Genomic DNA, 15,197 nt, shown 5'->3' with positions numbered 1-15,197 from the left:
GACGACGTGGAGCACGACGCCGCGCCGGCGCGCCGGCCGTACGACGCCAGCGGCCGCCGCGCGGCGGCCGAGCGCCGCCGCGAACGCGTGGCCGAGGTGGCCGGCGCCCTGTTCGCCGAGCACGGGTGGCACGGCACGACGCTGGCGATGGTGGCCGCCGAGTCGGGGGTCTCGGTCGAGCTGGTGACCAAGACGTTCGGCAGCAAGGCGGGTGTCTTCATGGCCGCCTTCCGCGCCGCCGGCTTCGGGAGCCGGGGCGGGCTCCAGGAGGCGTACTCCCAGCTGCGCCTTGACGAGGAGCCCGACCTCGACGTGCGGCTCGACCGCTTCGTCGAGTTCGCCTGCAGCATCGTCGAGCCGATGGGTCCGCTGGTGGGCGTGCTGGTCAACGGCGCCGAGCAGGACCCGGCGCTGGCCCAGCTGGTGCGGGCCGCCCAGCAGGGGCACGCGGTGCTGTGCGCGGACCTGGTGCGCCTGCTCTCGGCCGGCGAGCCGCCCCCCGACGCGGTCGACGAGGTCTACCTCCTGACCCTGTCGGAGACCTACGCCACCCTCGCCCAGCACCGCGGCTGGACGGCCGAGCGCTACGCGGTGTGGCTGCGCCGGTCGATCCTCGCCGCCCTCGGGCACCCTCCCGGGTACCGGGTTGCGGAAAACCCCCCGGCGCCCACCGGGCTTTGAGTACCATGGCACCGGATCCAATCGTGGGGGTTGGGTCTCCGGCCCAGAAGGTCCGGTCGGGCGGGGGCCCGGCCGGACCTGCCGGGGCGCCGCCGACGCCGGGCCGCCGATAGGCTGCGGGCGTGAGCGACATCGAGATCGGCCGCGCCAAGCGCGGCCGCCGTGCGTACTCCTTCGACGACATCGCGATCGTGCCCTCGCGGCGCACCCGCGACCCCGAGGAGGTCAGCACGGCCTGGCAGATCGACGCCTACCGCTTCGACATCCCCGTGGTGGCGGCCCCGATGGACTCGGTGATGTCACCGTCGACCGCGATCGCCCTCGGTCAGATGGGCGGCCTCGGGGTGCTCGACCTCGAGGGCCTGTGGACCCGCTACGACGACCCGACGAGCCTCCTCCAGGAGGTGGCCGGGCTGCAGGGCGCCGAGGCGACCCGGCGGCTGCAGGAGATCTACACCGAGCCGATCAAGCCCGAGCTGATCACCGCCCGGCTCGAGGAGGTGCGCGCGGCCGGCGTGACGGTCGCGGGCTCGCTGTCGCCGCAGCGCACCAAGGAGCACGTCAAGGCCGTCGTCGACGCGGGCGTCGACATGTTCGTCATCCGCGGCACCACGGTCAGCGCGGAGCACGTGAGCAGCCAGGCCGAGCCGCTCAACCTCAAGGAGTTCATCTACGAGCTCGACGTCCCGGTCATCGTCGGTGGCTGCGCGACCTACCAGGCCGCCCTCCACCTGATGCGCACCGGCGCCGCGGGCGTGCTCGTCGGCTTCGGCGGCGGTGCCGCGCACACCACGCGCACCGTCCTCGGCGTCGCGGTGCCGATGGCGAGCGCGGTGGCCGACGTCGCCGCCGCGCGGCGCGACTACCTCGACGAGTCGGGCGGACGCTACGTCCACGTCATCGCCGACGGGTCGATCGGCAGCTCGGGCGACATCGCCAAGGCGATCGCCTGCGGCGCCGACGCGGTCATGATCGGCTCGCCGCTCGCGCGCGCCACCGAGGCCCCGGGCCGCGGGTTCCACTGGGGGAGCGAGGCCACCCACGCCGACCTGCCGCGCGGCCAGCGGGTGGAGTTCGCCCCCGTCGGCACGCTGGAGGAGATCATGTTCGGGCCGTCCCGCACGGCCGACGGCACGATGAACCTCATCGGCGCGCTGCGCCGGGCGATGGCCACGACGGGCTACACCGAGGTCAAGGAGTTCCAGCGCATCGAGGTCGTCGTCCAGCACTGAGCCCTCCGGCATCGTTGGACAAAATCGCCTGACATGTCGAATGCTGGGACGGAGGTGACCGACCGGTAGCAACGCGCCCGGGGTCGTCCTACGCTGCGAGGATGAGTGAGCAGAGCCCTGCGGGCAGCGAGCACACCGGTCCCGTGGTCGACGGCCCGGCCGACCCCGAGCACGACGCCACCGCGGCGTACGCCCTCGACCGCACCTACGTCGCCGGCCTGACCGCGCGCGTGGTCAGCACGACCGGGACCACCCACCCGGTGTCCTCCCCGATCGGCGGTGCCCCGCTCGCGCACCTGCCGCAGTCGGGGCCCGACGACGTGGCCGAGGCGTTCGGGCGTGCCCGGCGCGCGCAGGCGGCCTGGGCCGGCACCTCGCTCGACGAGCGCGCCGCCGCGCTGCTGCGCCTGCACGACCTGCTGCTCGAGCGGCAGGAGGAGCTGATCGACCTCGTCGTGTGGGAGTCCGGCAAGGCCCGCAAGGACGCGTACCTCGAGGTCGCGCACCTCGCGCTCACCGCCCGCTACTACGCGCGCACCGCCCACGAGCACCTCGACAGCCGTCGCGTCGGGGGCATGTTCCCGCTGCTGACCCGCGCCGAGGTGCACCGGGTGCCAAAGGGCGTCGTCGGGATCATCTCGCCCTGGAACTACCCGCTGACGATGGCGCTGTGCGACGGCATCCCGGCGCTGCTGGCCGGCAACGCCGTGGTCGCCAAGCCCGACCTGCAGACCATGCTCACCGCGCTCCTGGCCGCCCGGCTGCTCGACGAGGCCGGGTTCCCGCCCGAGCTGTGGCAGGTCGTCTCCGGCACCGGCCCCGAGGTCGGCGGTGCCGTCGTCGCGGCGGCCGACTACGTCTGCTTCACCGGGTCCACCGCCACCGGCCGGCTGATCGCGCGGCAGTGCGCCGACCGGCTGGTCGGGTGCTCGCTGGAGCTCGGCGGCAAGAACCCGATGATGGTGCTCCGCGACGCCGACGTGCACCGCGCCGCGGAGGGCGCCGTGCGCGCGGTCTTCTCCAACGCCGGCCAGCTGTGCGTGTCGATGGAGCGCCTCTACGTGGCCGACCAGGTCTACGACCGGTTCGTCGACGCGTTCGTCGCGCGCACGCAGGCGATGACGCTGGGGGCCAGCCAGGACTGGAACGTCGACATGGGCTCGCTGATCTCGCAGGCCCAGCTCGACACGGTCACCGCGCACGTCGAGGACGCCGTCGCCAAGGGCGCAACGGTGCTGGCCGGCGGTCGCGCGCGGCCCGACCTCGGGCCCTTCGTGTTCGAGCCGACCATCCTCGAGGGCGTCTCGGTCGACATGGAGTGCTTCGCCCGCGAGACCTTCGGCCCGGTGGTCTCGCTCTACCGCTTCCACAGCGAGGACGAGGCGATCGCCCGCGCCAACGACGGGCACTACGGCCTCAACGCCTCGGTCTGGACGCGCGACACCGCGCGCGGTCGCGCCGTCGCACGACGGATCAGGTGCGGGACGGTCAACGTCAACGAGGCCTACGGCGCCACGTTCGGCTCGCTCGGCGCCCCGATGGGCGGGATGCGGGAGTCCGGGACGGGACGCCGCCAGGGCGCCGAGGGCGTGCTGCGCTACACCGAGACGCAGTCGGTGGCCACGCAGCGGCTGGTGCCGATCGCGCCGATGTTCGGCATGTCGGAGCAGACCCACGCGAAGGTGATGACGCAGGCGCTGCGCCTGCTCAACAGGCTGGGCCGCGCCTGATGGCGACCCACTACGACGTCCTGGTCGTCGGCTCCGGGTTCGGCGGCTCGGTCACCGCGCTGCGCCTGACCGAGAAGGGCTACTCCGTCGGCGTGCTCGAGGCCGGCGCCAGGTTCACGGACGACGACTTCCCGGCGACGTCGTTCGACGCGAAGCGGTTCCTCTTCGCGCCGTCGCTGGGGATGTACGGCATCCAGCGCATCGACATGGTCAAGGACTGCATGATCCTGGCCGGCGCGGGCGTCGGTGGCGGGTCGCTGGTCTACGCCAACACCCTCTACGAGCCGCTCGACGCGTTCTTCCGCGACCCGTCGTGGGCGCACATCACTGACTGGAAGAGCGAGCTGGCGCCCTACTACGACCAGGCCAAGCGGATGCTCGGCGTGGTGCAGAACCCGCGCCACACGCCGGCCGACGAGGTGATGAAGCGGGTCGCCGACGACATGGGGGTCGGCGAGACCTTCCACCCCACCCCGGTCGGGGTGTTCTTCGGCGGCCCGGACGCCCGGGCCGGCGACGAGGTCGCCGACCCGTTCTTCGGCGGTGCCGGACCGGCCCGCAACGCCTGCCTCAACTGCGGCGAGTGCATGACGGGCTGTCGCCACAACGCCAAGAACACGCTGGTGAAGAACTACCTCCACCTCGCCGAGCAGGCCGGCGCGGTCGTGCACCCGCTCACCACGGTGACGCGCGTGCGGCCCCGCGACGGCGGCGGCTACGAGGTGACCGCCCGCTGGACCAAGGCCAAGCTGTCGCGCCGCACGGCCACGAGGACGTTCACCGCCGACCAGGTGGTGTTCTCCGCCGCCGCGCTCGGCACCCAGAAGCTGCTCCACCAGCTCAAGGGCGAGGGCGACCTGCCGCGGATCAGCGACCGCCTCGGCGTGCTGACCCGCACCAACTCCGAGGCGATCCTCGGCGCGATCGCCCCGGCCGACAGCGGCGTGGACTACACCGAGGGCGTGGCCATCACCTCGTCGTGGCACCCCGACGACGTGACCCACGTCGAGCCCTGCCGCTACGGCCGCGGGTCCAACGCGATGGCGCTCATGCAGACCGTCCTGGCCGACGAGGTGCCCGGCAGGTCGCGGGTGCGCACCTGGCTGCGCGAGCTGTGGGCGCAGCGCCGGGCCGCACTCGACCTCTACGACTTCCGCCACTGGTCGGAGCGCTCGGTCGTGGCGCTGGTGATGCAGACGCTCGACAACTCCATCACCACCAAGGGGGTCAAGGGCCGCTTCGGGTGGCGGATGACCAGCGAGCAGGGCCACGGCCTGCCCAACCCCACCTACATCCCGGTGGCCTACGACGCCGTGCGGCGGATGGCCGAGGTCATGGGAGGCACGGCGGGCGGCAACGTCGGCGAGCCGTTCAGCCGGCCGCTGACCGCCCACTTCATCGGTGGCTGCACCATCGGCGACTCGCCGCAGACCGGGGTGGTCGACCCGTGGCAGCGGCTCTACGGCCACGAGGGGCTGCACGTCGTCGACGGCTCCGCGGTCTCGGCGAACCTCGGGGTCAACCCGTCGCTGACCATCACCGCGCAGGCCGAGCGGGCGATGGCGTTCTGGCCCAACAAGGGCGAGGCCGACCCGCGTCCGGCGCTGGGCTCGGCGTACACCCGCCTCGCGCCGGTCGAGCCCAAGAACCCGGTGGTCCCCGAGGCTGCGCCGGGGGCGCTGCGGCTGCCGATCGTCGGCGTCAGCTGAGGCCTGCGCGCACCCTCCTCGTTTTCCCCCTCCGGGGCCGTAACCGTGTCCGGGAGGAGTCGTTGGGCCGGGTGAGGGGCCCGGCAGCGATGCTCCCTCCCAAGGGTCGGGCTCCTCGTCCCGGCGCTGTCCTGCAGTCGCCGGGAGGCAAGGACCAGGGCCCGGTCAATCCTCCCTCCCCGACCGGGCCCTGGTGCGCTCACCTCGATAGACTCCGCCCGTGACGCAGCCTGCAGAGCACGACCTGGTCCTCGTCGTCGACTTCGGTGCGCAGTACGCCCAGCTGATCGCGCGGCGCGTGCGCGAGGCGCGGGTCTACTCCGAGATCGTCCCGCACACCATGCCGGTGGCCGAGATGCTCGCGCGCCAGCCGAAGGCGATCATCCTGTCCGGCGGACCGTCGAGCGTGTACGCCGAGGGTGCGCCCGGCATCGACACCGACGTGTTCACCTCCGGGGTGCCGGTCTTCGGCATGTGCTACGGCTTCCAGCTGATGGCCAAGGGACTCGGCGGCGAGGTCGCCCACACCGGCGCGCGGGAGTACGGCCGCACGCCCGTCGTCGTCAGCGAGCCGGGCACCCTGCTCGAGGGCATCCCGGTCGAGCACAAGGTCTGGATGTCCCACGGCGACTCCGTCGCGCAGGCGCCCGAGGGCTTCACCGTCCTCGCCTCCACCAACGACACCCCGGTCGCGGCCTTCGAGGACGTCGGCCGCGGCCTCGCGGGCGTGCAGTGGCACCCCGAGGTGCTGCACTCCGAGCACGGCCAGAAGGTGCTCGAGCACTTCCTGCACCACATCGCCGGCTGCCGGCAGACCTGGACGATGCTCAACATCGCCGAGGAGCAGATCGAGCGGGTGCGCGAGCAGATCGGCGACAGCGGCATCGCGATCTGCGGCCTGTCCGGCGGCGTCGACTCCGCGGTGGCAGCAGCCATCGTGCAGCGCGCGATCGGCGACCGGCTGCACTGCGTGTTCGTCGACCACGGCCTGCTCCGCGAGGGCGAGGCCGAGCAGGTGGAGCGCGACTTCGTCGCCGCCACGGGCGTGAACCTCCACGTCTACGACGCCCGCGAGACCTTCCTCGCCGCGCTCGCCGGGGTCACCGACCCGGAGGAGAAGCGCAAGATCATCGGCCGCGAGTTCATCCGCGCCTTCGAGGCCGCCGAGGTCGAGGTGCTCGGCGAGGCCGCCGAGCAGGGCGAGAAGGTCGGCTTCCTGGTGCAGGGCACGCTCTACCCCGACGTCGTCGAGTCGGGCGGCGGTGCCGGCACCTCCAACATCAAGTCGCACCACAACGTCGGCGGCCTGCCCGAGGACCTCGAGTTCGCGCTCGTCGAGCCGCTGCGCACGCTGTTCAAGGACGAGGTGCGCCTCGTCGGCGAGCAGCTCGGGCTGCCGGCCGAGATGGTGTGGCGCCAGCCGTTCCCGGGCCCGGGCCTCGGCATCCGCATCATCGGCGAGGTCACCGCCGACCGCCTCGACATCCTGCGCCGGGCCGACGCCATCGCCCGGCAGGAGCTCACCCGCGCCGGCCTCGACCGCGACATCTGGCAGATGCCCGTCGTGCTGCTCGCCGACGTGCGCTCGGTCGGCGTGCAGGGCGACGGCCGCACCTACGGCCACCCGGTCGTGATCCGCCCGGTCACCTCCGAGGACGCGATGACCGCCGACTGGGCTCGCCTGCCCTACGACGTCATGGAGCGGATCTCCACGCGCATCACCAACGAGGTCGCCGAGGTCAACCGCGTCACCGTCGACATCACCTCCAAGCCCCCGGGCACCATCGAGTGGGAGTGAACGCGCTCCGCTGACCGCCGGTCAGCGGGCGTTGCCGCGGCAGGTGGCGTCGTCCACGCTGCTCGGGCAGCCGCGGACGTCGGAGCCGATGAGGGCACCGGCGAGCAGCATGACGACGACGGCGAGCGCTCCTGCGCACGCCGCGAGCTTCCCACTGCGGCGGAGCCATGCGTACGTCGCCAGCGGCAGCGCGGCGACCACGCCGGCGACGACCAGTAATGCCCGGGTCGTGCCGGGATCGGTCGAGACGCCGAACCCTCCGCCGGTGCAGCCCGAGACCCCGCACAGCGTGAAGCCGGCTGCCAGGGTCGGCGCCGCCGCGAGGACGACCCCGAGGACGACGAGGAGCGCGACCGCACGGCCCGAGGAGGTGCGTGGCATCCGCCCACCCTGCCATGCGGCTCTCGGGGGCCGACGAGCTTCCGGCTCTGCATGTTGTGCACCCCCGCTCCGGTCGACGCTCGCGTCGGCGTGCCCGAGCAGGGGTGTGGGCAGCGCAGGGCGATGCGGCTCGTGCGGCGAGACCGCTCGCTGTCCAGGACGTGCCGGTGGCCCCGCTACCGGGTGGGTGGCGGGGTGTGGGGCGGGGTCATGGTCGGCGGGGCTGCGGGACCCGGGGCGGCGCTGTGGTCTGGGGTGGTGCGGGTGGGTCGAGGGCGGTGGTGCCGTCGCGGTCGCGGAGGTAGTGGTGGCCGTGGGGTGAGGTCCACTCGAAGACGCCGGGCCGGAGATGGACGTAGCGCCAGGCGGTGTGGGTCTTCAGTCGGTGGTGAGACCGGCACAGCGGGGCGAGGTTCGAGGTCGCGGTCGGGCCTGGCTGCGGCTGCCCGGCGGCTGCTGCGTCGTGGTCGAACGGCGTGATGTGGTCGAGGTCGCAGACCCGGGCGGGGCGGGTGCACCACGGGAAGACGCAGGTTCGGTCACGGAGGACGACCTGTTCGCGGGTCCGGTCGGGGATCGCGTAGGTGTCGGTGGTGAGCTCGGCGTTGAGGTCGAGGACGGGTCGGATGGTGACCTGGGTGCGGGACGCTCGGCACCAGCCCTTGACCTGGTCGAGGAGCGCGAGGCGCTGGCCGTTGTCGAGCCGTGCGGTGGGCCCGAAGACCGTGTCTTCACCGGCGGCGGCGGCGTCGAGGTGGACGTGGAGCACGACCTCCCGCGCTGCCGGCAGGTGGTCACCGGCCGAGGCCGGGGCGGGCGTGCCCTGGGTGTGGAGGTCGAGCGCGGTCTGGGTGCGGGCGAGGTCACCGAGCGCGGCGGCACGTCGGGCGCCGAGCGGGGCCGTCGAGCCCAGCGCTTTCAAGGTCGCGGCACCGTGCTGGATGGCGGCGTCGAGGTCGTAGGCGTCGGCGAGGTCGAGCTCGGCCTCCATGCGCATGAGGCCGTCGTAGTGGATGTGTCGGGTGTCGAAGGTGACGTGACGGCGGTCGGTGTTGAGGTACTGGTCGGCTTCGAAGTCCTCGTGGTCCTCACCCGCGGCGAAGTCGGGCCGGGGCTCGAGGCTGAGGTCGTACCGCTTGATCGCCTCCGCGACGAGCCGGTCGAGCTGCGCAGTCCCGACCTTCCCCGCGACGGCTGCGACCTGGGTGTCGATCCACCCCGCTGCTTCGGGGGTGAGCGCGGGCACCGCGTGAATGGTGGTCTCGGCGACCAGTCGTGCCCGCCACGCAGGGACCCGGCCGGCGTGCACCTGCGCCCACAGGCGAGGCAGGCGGTGCCGCAGCTCGAGGGCGTGGCCGATGAGCTTCTTTGCCGCGGTGGTCGAGATCCCGAGGACGGTGCCGAGCTCGGGGATGCAGAACTCCGTCACCAGCGGACACCCCTCGCCGGCGATGGGCTCCTCGTGGTCCAAGCCCGGCACGGTGAACGCGGCGGCGTGGTGGATCGACTCGGGCGGGTGCAGGTCGGCCCAGCGGGCAGCGAGGTCGAGCTGACGTGCAGCAGCGGCATCCTCTGCCCGGCGCTCGCAACGGAGGGACGCAAGCAGGTCAGCGGCGGTGAGGTCGGCGGTGACCTCGCTCGCTCCGAATCCACTTCGCGTGTCGATCATGTGTTCGATTCTAGGCGAAGGGTCCGACAGTCGTCGACCGCCCGAGGCCTCGCTGTGAACAGTCGGGAAGTCGTGTCGACGGTGTCCGATAAGTGTCGGTGGCCAACCTCGTCGACCAACGGGCAGCGCGGACGGGGACTCGTCACGGTCAGTGCGCAAGCTCGTCGACCGACGGCAGCGTGGGCGGGGCGAGCACCGTGACCGTTTCGGCGTGACCTGCTCGGTCGACGGTCAGTGAGCCCAGGCCTCGAGACGGTCGCTGCGCGACCTCCTCGACCAGCGGAGGCAAGCACCGAGGCCGACCAAGGAGCGCGACCCACGTGCCCGCGCGAGCCCTAGGGTCGGGGGATGGCACGCGCGCTGCACCACCTGGACCTGTGGGTCGACGACGTCGCGAGGGCGGAGGGGGAGTGGGGGTGGCTGCTCGCGGCGTGCGGGTGGCAGCGCGAAGAGGGGGTGCGGTCGTGGCTGCACCCCGACGGGACGTACGTGTTCATGGAGCACTCGCCCGACCAGCACGGCACCCACGACCGGCTGCGTCCGGGCGTCAACCACCTCGCGCTGACCGTGGAGGACCGCGCCCGGCTCGACCGCGTACGGGCGGAGTCGACCGAGCACGGGTGGCACGAGCTGTACGCCGACCGGTACCCGCACGCGGGCGGTGAGGCGCACCTCGCGCTCTACCTCGAGAGCTCGGAGGGGTTCGAGGTCGAGGTCGTCGTCGAGCCGTGAGCCGTGGCGCGCTGGCGGGGTGAGGATCATCATGTGCCCGCAGGGGTGAGGCCACCTACCCGGTCGACGGGTCTAGGTTGGCGGGTGGTCCAACCGCACAACGGAGGTGGCACGTGTCGTCCGACACCCTGATCGACGCATCCTGGCTCGACTACGCGATGGTGGCGATCTACTTCGCCTTCGTCCTCGGCATCGGCGTGATGGCGCGGCGCTCGGTGTCGGACTCGATCGACTTCTTCCTCTCCGGCCGCTCGCTGCCGGCCTGGGTCACGGGCCTGGCGTTCATCTCGGCCAACCTCGGTGCCGTCGAGATCATGGGCATGTCGGCCAACGGCGCGGAGATCGGCCTGCCGACGGTGCACTACTTCTGGGTCGGCGCGGTCCCGGCGATGCTGTTCCTCGGCGTCGTGATGATGCCGTTCTACTACGGCTCGAAGGTGCGCTCGGTCCCCGAGTTCATGTACCGCCGCTTCGGCACCGGCGCCCACCTGGTCAACGCGATCAGCTTCGCGGTCGCCCAGCTGCTGATCGCGGGCGTCAACCTCGCGCTCCTCGCCGGCATCGTGCACGCCCTGCTCGGCTGGCCGATCTGGGTGGCGCTGGTCGTCGCCGGTGCGATCGTGCTGTCCTACATCACCCTCGGCGGGCTCAGCGCCGCGATCTACAACGAGGTGCTGCAGTTCTTCGTGATCGTCGCCTCGCTGCTGCCGCTGACCCTCATCGGCCTGCACCGCGTGGGCGGCTGGGACGGCCTCACCGACAAGATCACCGCCGCCGCCAGCAGCGCCCCGGCCGACGCCGGCGTCGCTCCCGCCTCGCAGCAGCTCGAGTCCTGGCCGGGCCAGGCCCTGTCGGGCTTCGACTCCTCGCTGCTCTCGGTCATCGGCATCGTCTTCGGCCTCGGCTTCGTGCTGTCCTTCGGCTACTGGACCACCAACTTCGTCGAGGTGCAGCGCGCGATGGCCTCGAACTCCATCTCCGCGGCCCGCAAGACGCCGATCATCGGCGCCTTCCCCAAGATGTTCGTCCCCTTCATCGTGATCATCCCGGGCATGGTCTCCGCGGTCCTGGTCAAGGAGATGGTCGACCTCAAGAACGGCGGGTCGCCCGCGGGCGGCGCCTCCGGTGACGGCGTGGCCTACAACGACGCCCTGCTGCTGCTCATGCGCGACGTGCTGCCCAACGGCCTGCTCGGCCTGGCCATCGCGGGCCTGCTCGCCGCCTTCATGGCCGGCATGGCGGCCAACATCTCGGCGTTCAACACCGTCTTCTCCTACGACCTGTGGCAGCGCTACATCCGCAAGGACCACACGGACGACTACTACCTGCGCATCGGCCGGCTCGCGACCGTCGCCGCGACCGTGATCGCGATCTTCACCGCCCGCATCGCCATGGGCTACACGAACGTCATGGACTACCTCCAGACGCTGTTCGGGTTCTTCAACGCGCCGCTGTTCGCCACGTTCATCCTCGGCATGTTCTGGAAGCGGATGACCCCGACCGCCGGATGGGTCGGCCTGGTCGCCGGCACGCTCTCGGCGATCGCGGTCGACCGGCTCGCGGCCGCAGGGGTGATCGACCTGCCCGGGCAGGGCGCGGCCTTCCTCGCCGCCTCCACCGCGTTCGTCGTCGACATCGTGCTGAGCGTGGTCGTCTCGCTCGTGACGAAGCCCAAGCCCGCCTCCGAGCTCAAGGGCCTGGTCTACTCCGAGACGCCCAAGGAGGACCTGGTCGACCCGGACGAGGCCGCCCTCCCGTGGTACCGGCGCACCGTGCCCCTGGCCGGTGTCGCGCTCGCCATGGTCGTCGTCCTCAACATCGCCTTCTGAGAGAGGGGCCTCCCATGTCCGACGAGAAGCAGACCGACGCCCCGCACAAGGCCGGCGCCTTCGACATCCGCAACATCATCGGCGCCCTCATGGGCGTGTACGGCGTGATCCTGGCGCTGGCCGGCCTGTTCGGCGACACCGCGCCGGAGAAGACCGGCGACGTCAACGCGAACCTGTGGACCGGGCTGGCCCTGGTCGCCGTTGCGGTGTTCTTCATCGGATGGGCGCGGCTCAAGCCGATCGTCGTGCCGGCCGACGTCGAGCGTCCCGACGACGACCCGACCCGCCCCGCGCCGACGCGTCGCCGCCCCTCCGCCGGCTGAGCGCGCGCCCGGTACCCTCCTCGGGATGCTCCGCCGCCTGCTGCCCGTAGTCCTGCTCGCCGCGACGCCGGCCCTGTCGGCGTGCCTGGGCGACGAGCCGACCATCGCCCTGCTGGTCGCCGATGGCTCGTCGCAGTCCGTCGATGCCGACCTGTTCACCGCACGCGTCGACGCCACGTGCGACGAGTGCCGGGTGCGGGTCTACGACGCCGGCGGCGACGCCGACACCCAGCGCAGCCAGGTGCGGCAGGCGCAGGCCGACTCCGCCGACGTCCTGGTCGTGGAGCCGGTGGCCGGCACGCCGGACGCGACCAACGACCTGCCGCTCGTCTCCGTCGGCGGCGACGTCGACGGTGCGGACGCCCACGTCGGGCTGGAGGAGGGGCAGGCGCCGGCCGGCTCGGGCTCGACCCTCGACGAGGCCCGGGCGGTCCTGCTCGGCGAGGAGAGGTCGATGACCTACGTGCCGACGCGGGAGATGAGCGACCAGGCCGCCGACGTCGCCGTCGGCCTCCTGGCCGGCGCCCCCCGCACCGACGGAGAGGACGTCGACGGGGTGCCGTCCTGGCTCTTCGCCGACGAGCAGGTCACCGTCGACACCCTGACGTCGGTGCTGGTCGCCCAGGGCGTCGTCACCCTCGCCGAGCTGTGCTCGGGCGAGACCGAGAAGCGCTGTGAGAGGTTCGGACTGAGATGATCGAGATCCTGACGCCCGTCCAGGTCGACCGGGCGCGCCGCACCGGCGCGCTGGTCGGCGACATCCTCCAGACGCTGCGCGAGCGCAGCGAGGTCGGCACCAACCTGCTCGACCTCGACCGCTGGACCGGGGAGATGATCCGCGAGGCGGGCGCGGAGTCGTGCTACGTCGACTACGCGCCGTCGTTCGGCCGGGGGCCGTTCGGGCACTACGTCTGCACGTCGGTCAACGACGCGGTGCTGCACGGGCGACCCCGCGACCAGCGCCTGGCCGACGGCGACCTGGTCACCCTCGACCTGGCCGTGCGTCTCGACGGCATCGCCGCCGACTCCGCGGTGAGCTTCATCGTCGGCGAGAGCCGCCCGGAGGAGAGCGTGCGGCTGATCGAGACCACCGAGCGGGCCCTCGACGCCGCGATCGCGGCCGCCGGCCCGGGCGCCCGGATCGGCGACATCTCCAGCGCCATCGGTGCCGTGCTGACCGAGGCCGGCTACCCGATCAACATGCAGTTCGGCGGCCACGGCATCGGCACGACGATGCACCAGGACCCGCACGTGTCGAACGACGGGCGGGCCGGGCGCGGCTACCAGCTCCGGCCGGGCCTGCTGCTCGCCCTCGAGCCCTGGGTGATGAGCGACACCCCGGTGCTCGTCACCGACGACGACGGGTGGACGCTGCGCAGCGTCACCGGCTGCCGCACCGCGCACAGCGAGCACACGGTCGCGATCACCGAGGACGGGGCCGAGGTCCTCACCCGCCCGACGTCCTGACCGGTCGCCGACCGCGAGGTCAGTGCACCGTCTCGAGCGGCTGCTCCGCCTCGGCGGCGTCGAGCCTGCGGTCCTCGGCGTCGAGCTTGCTCGGCCACCAGATCTTCCCGCCGAGGTCGAGGTTGAGCGCGGTGACCAGCACCGACCGGACGATCATCGTGTCGAGCATGACGCCCAGCGCCACGGCGACGCCGAGCTCGGCGAGGAACACCAGCGGCAGCGACCCCAGGACGAGGAACGTCGCCGCCAGCACGATGCCGGCCGACGTGATTACGCCGCCGGTCGAGGCGAGACCGATCAGCGAGCCCTTGCGGGTGCCGTAGGCCATCGTCTCCTCCCGGACGCGCGTCATCAGGAAGATGTTGTAGTCGATGCCCAGCGCCACGAGGAACACGAAGGCGAAGAGCGGGAACCCGGGGTCGGAGCCGGCGAAGCCGAAGACGTACTCGAAGAGCAGCGCGGAGATGCCCAGCGCCGCCCCGAAGGACAGCACGACCGTCGCGATCAGGATGAGCGGCGCGACGAGGGCCCGGAGCAGGCCGATGAGGATGAGCAGCACCACCCCGAGCACCAGCGGCATGATCACCTTGCTGTCGCGCTCGCTCGCGATCTTGGTGTCGAGGTAGAACGCCGACCCGCCCCCGACCAGGGCGTCCGCGCCGTCGACGGCGTGGGCGGCCTCGCGGGAGGCCTCGACGATGTCGGCTGCCGCGGAGGAGGAGACGTCGGCGTTGATCGTCGCCTCGAACCACGAGCGCCCGCCGGACAGCTCGCGCACCTCGCCCGGGGCGCCGAGGCCGTCGATGCCGGACAACGCCGACTCCACGTCCGCGGCCTCGTCGGTCGCGGTGGTCACCTGCACGGTGTTGGAGTTGTCGGAGAGGCCGTGCTCGGTGAGCAGCTTCTGGCCCTTGATCGAGTCGAACTCCTTGGTGTAGCTCTCCTCGGTCGACAGCCCGGAGGTGTCGAGGCGGAAGAGGCCGAGGCAGGCCAGCAGCAGCAGCCCGGTGGTCACCACCCACACGCGGCGCGGACGCGGGCTGATGGCGCGGCCGACGCGGGCCCACAGGCCTGCGGCCGTCGGCTCGGCGCTGCCGAACGCGGGCCGCTTGGGCCAGAAGACCCACCGGCCGCAGATCACCAGGAGCGCGGGGAGCAGGGTGACCATCACGAGCACCGTCACCGCGACGCCGATGGCGAGGACCGGGCCCAGCCCCGCCGTCGAGTTGAGCTCGGCGAACGACAGGCACAGCATGCCGATGGCGACGGTCGCGGCGCTGGCCAGGATCGCCGGCGCCGCCCGGTGCAGCGCGAACGCCATCGCCTCGTGGCGGTCCTCGTGGCGGCGCAGCTCCTCGCGGTAGCGCGCGACCAGCAACAACGCGTAGTCGGTGCCGGCGCCGATGACCAGGATGCTGAGGATGGCCTGGCTCTGCCCGTTGACGGTGAGCCCGGCGTACTTCGCGAGCAGGTAGACCAGACCGGTGGCGATGAAGTTGGCCGAGACCGCGCACAGGATCGGGAGCAGCCACAGCACGGGGCTGCGGTAGGTGAAGAGCAGGATGACGATCACGACGCCGAGCGTGGCGAAGATCAGGTTGGTGTCGATGCCCTCGAACGCCTCCGCGGAGTCGGCGGCCTGGCCG

Annotated in this window: 13 protein-coding genes; 10 read left to right on the top strand and 3 right to left on the bottom strand. The window is 72.2% G+C overall.

Annotated elements, in window-relative coordinates:
- Positions 1-6 precede the first annotated feature (6 nt).
- The 5 genes from ACFFJG_RS18720 (at position 7) to guaA (ending at position 7,150) form a co-directional block, all read left to right on the top strand.
- Complete coding sequence (locus tag ACFFJG_RS18720; RefSeq protein ID WP_378520294.1) at positions 7-681, top strand: TetR/AcrR family transcriptional regulator; 675 nt, start codon at positions 7-9, stop codon at positions 679-681.
- Between the two features lie 122 nt (positions 682-803).
- Positions 804-1,913, top strand: a complete 1,110-nt coding sequence (locus ACFFJG_RS18715; RefSeq protein WP_378520293.1) for a GuaB3 family IMP dehydrogenase-related protein — start codon at positions 804-806, stop codon at positions 1,911-1,913.
- 101 nt (positions 1,914-2,014) lie between these two features.
- Positions 2,015-3,643, top strand: coding sequence for a succinic semialdehyde dehydrogenase (locus ACFFJG_RS18710; RefSeq protein ID WP_378520292.1), 1,629 nt, complete (start codon positions 2,015-2,017; stop codon positions 3,641-3,643).
- Complete coding sequence (locus tag ACFFJG_RS18705; protein WP_378520291.1) at positions 3,643-5,352, top strand: GMC oxidoreductase; 1,710 nt, start codon at positions 3,643-3,645, stop codon at positions 5,350-5,352. The genes ACFFJG_RS18710 and ACFFJG_RS18705 overlap by 1 nt, the downstream gene beginning before the upstream one ends.
- Before the next feature lie 220 nt (positions 5,353-5,572).
- A complete protein-coding gene (gene guaA, locus ACFFJG_RS18700) occupies positions 5,573-7,150 on the top strand; it encodes a glutamine-hydrolyzing GMP synthase (RefSeq protein ID WP_378520290.1) in 1,578 nt (525 codons plus the stop codon).
- A gap of 21 nt (positions 7,151-7,171) precedes the next feature.
- On the opposite strand, the gene ACFFJG_RS18695 is transcribed toward guaA, so the two are convergent.
- Both ACFFJG_RS18695 and ACFFJG_RS18690 read right to left on the bottom strand, forming a co-directional pair.
- A complete protein-coding gene (locus tag ACFFJG_RS18695) occupies positions 7,172-7,531 on the bottom strand; it encodes a hypothetical protein (RefSeq protein ID WP_378520289.1) in 360 nt (119 codons plus the stop codon).
- A gap of 208 nt (positions 7,532-7,739) precedes the next feature.
- The gene (locus tag ACFFJG_RS18690) at positions 7,740-9,200 is read right to left on the bottom strand and encodes an HNH endonuclease signature motif containing protein (protein WP_378520288.1); all 1,461 of its coding nucleotides are present in this window, start codon (positions 9,198-9,200) and stop codon (positions 7,740-7,742) included.
- Between the two features lie 348 nt (positions 9,201-9,548).
- On the opposite strand from ACFFJG_RS18690, the gene ACFFJG_RS18685 reads away from it, so the two are divergent.
- The 5 genes from ACFFJG_RS18685 (at position 9,549) to map (ending at position 13,551) form a co-directional block, all read left to right on the top strand.
- Positions 9,549-9,932, top strand: a complete 384-nt coding sequence (locus ACFFJG_RS18685) for a VOC family protein (protein ID WP_378520287.1) — start codon at positions 9,549-9,551, stop codon at positions 9,930-9,932.
- Between the two features lie 113 nt (positions 9,933-10,045).
- Positions 10,046-11,761: a sodium:solute symporter family protein gene (locus ACFFJG_RS18680; RefSeq protein ID WP_378520286.1), complete on the top strand. Its 1,716-nt coding sequence runs from the start codon at positions 10,046-10,048 to the stop codon at positions 11,759-11,761.
- 14 nt (positions 11,762-11,775) lie between these two features.
- Positions 11,776-12,084 carry a hypothetical protein gene (locus ACFFJG_RS18675; protein WP_378520285.1) on the top strand — a complete coding sequence of 103 codons (309 nt, stop codon included), beginning with the start codon at positions 11,776-11,778 and terminating at the stop codon, positions 12,082-12,084.
- A gap of 25 nt (positions 12,085-12,109) precedes the next feature.
- A complete protein-coding gene (locus tag ACFFJG_RS18670; protein WP_378520284.1) occupies positions 12,110-12,781 on the top strand; it encodes a type 1 periplasmic-binding domain-containing protein in 672 nt (223 codons plus the stop codon).
- Complete coding sequence (map, locus tag ACFFJG_RS18665) at positions 12,778-13,551, top strand: type I methionyl aminopeptidase (protein ID WP_378520283.1); 774 nt, start codon at positions 12,778-12,780, stop codon at positions 13,549-13,551. Before ACFFJG_RS18670 ends, map begins: the two co-directional genes overlap by 4 nt.
- A gap of 19 nt (positions 13,552-13,570) precedes the next feature.
- Here the strand turns inward: map and ACFFJG_RS18660 are convergent.
- Positions 13,571-15,197: MMPL family transporter (locus ACFFJG_RS18660; protein ID WP_378520282.1), on the bottom strand; the 1,627-nt coding region annotated here is incomplete at its 5' end.

Origin of the sequence: Nocardioides zeicaulis (assembly GCF_042432345.1) — a bacterium.
In the GTDB taxonomy this organism is placed as follows: domain Bacteria; phylum Actinomycetota; class Actinomycetes; order Propionibacteriales; family Nocardioidaceae; genus Nocardioides; species Nocardioides zeicaulis.
This window is presented reverse-complemented; position numbering and strand designations above follow the sequence as displayed.

Coding starts and splice junctions, on each gene's coding strand:
- ACFFJG_RS18710 (WP_378520292.1), top strand. CDS start 2,015: ATGAGTGAGCAGAGCCCTGCGGGCAGCGAGCACACCGGTCCCGTGGTC.
- ACFFJG_RS18705 (WP_378520291.1), top strand. CDS start 3,643: ATGGCGACCCACTACGACGTCCTGGTCGTCGGCTCCGGGTTCGGCGGC.
- ACFFJG_RS18695 (WP_378520289.1), bottom strand. CDS start 7,531: ATGCCACGCACCTCCTCGGGCCGTGCGGTCGCGCTCCTCGTCGTCCTC.
- ACFFJG_RS18690 (WP_378520288.1), bottom strand. CDS start 9,200: ATGATCGACACGCGAAGTGGATTCGGAGCGAGCGAGGTCACCGCCGAC.
- ACFFJG_RS18685 (WP_378520287.1), top strand. CDS start 9,549: ATGGCACGCGCGCTGCACCACCTGGACCTGTGGGTCGACGACGTCGCG.
- ACFFJG_RS18675 (WP_378520285.1), top strand. CDS start 11,776: ATGTCCGACGAGAAGCAGACCGACGCCCCGCACAAGGCCGGCGCCTTC.
- ACFFJG_RS18670 (WP_378520284.1), top strand. CDS start 12,110: ATGCTCCGCCGCCTGCTGCCCGTAGTCCTGCTCGCCGCGACGCCGGCC.
- map (WP_378520283.1), top strand. CDS start 12,778: ATGATCGAGATCCTGACGCCCGTCCAGGTCGACCGGGCGCGCCGCACC.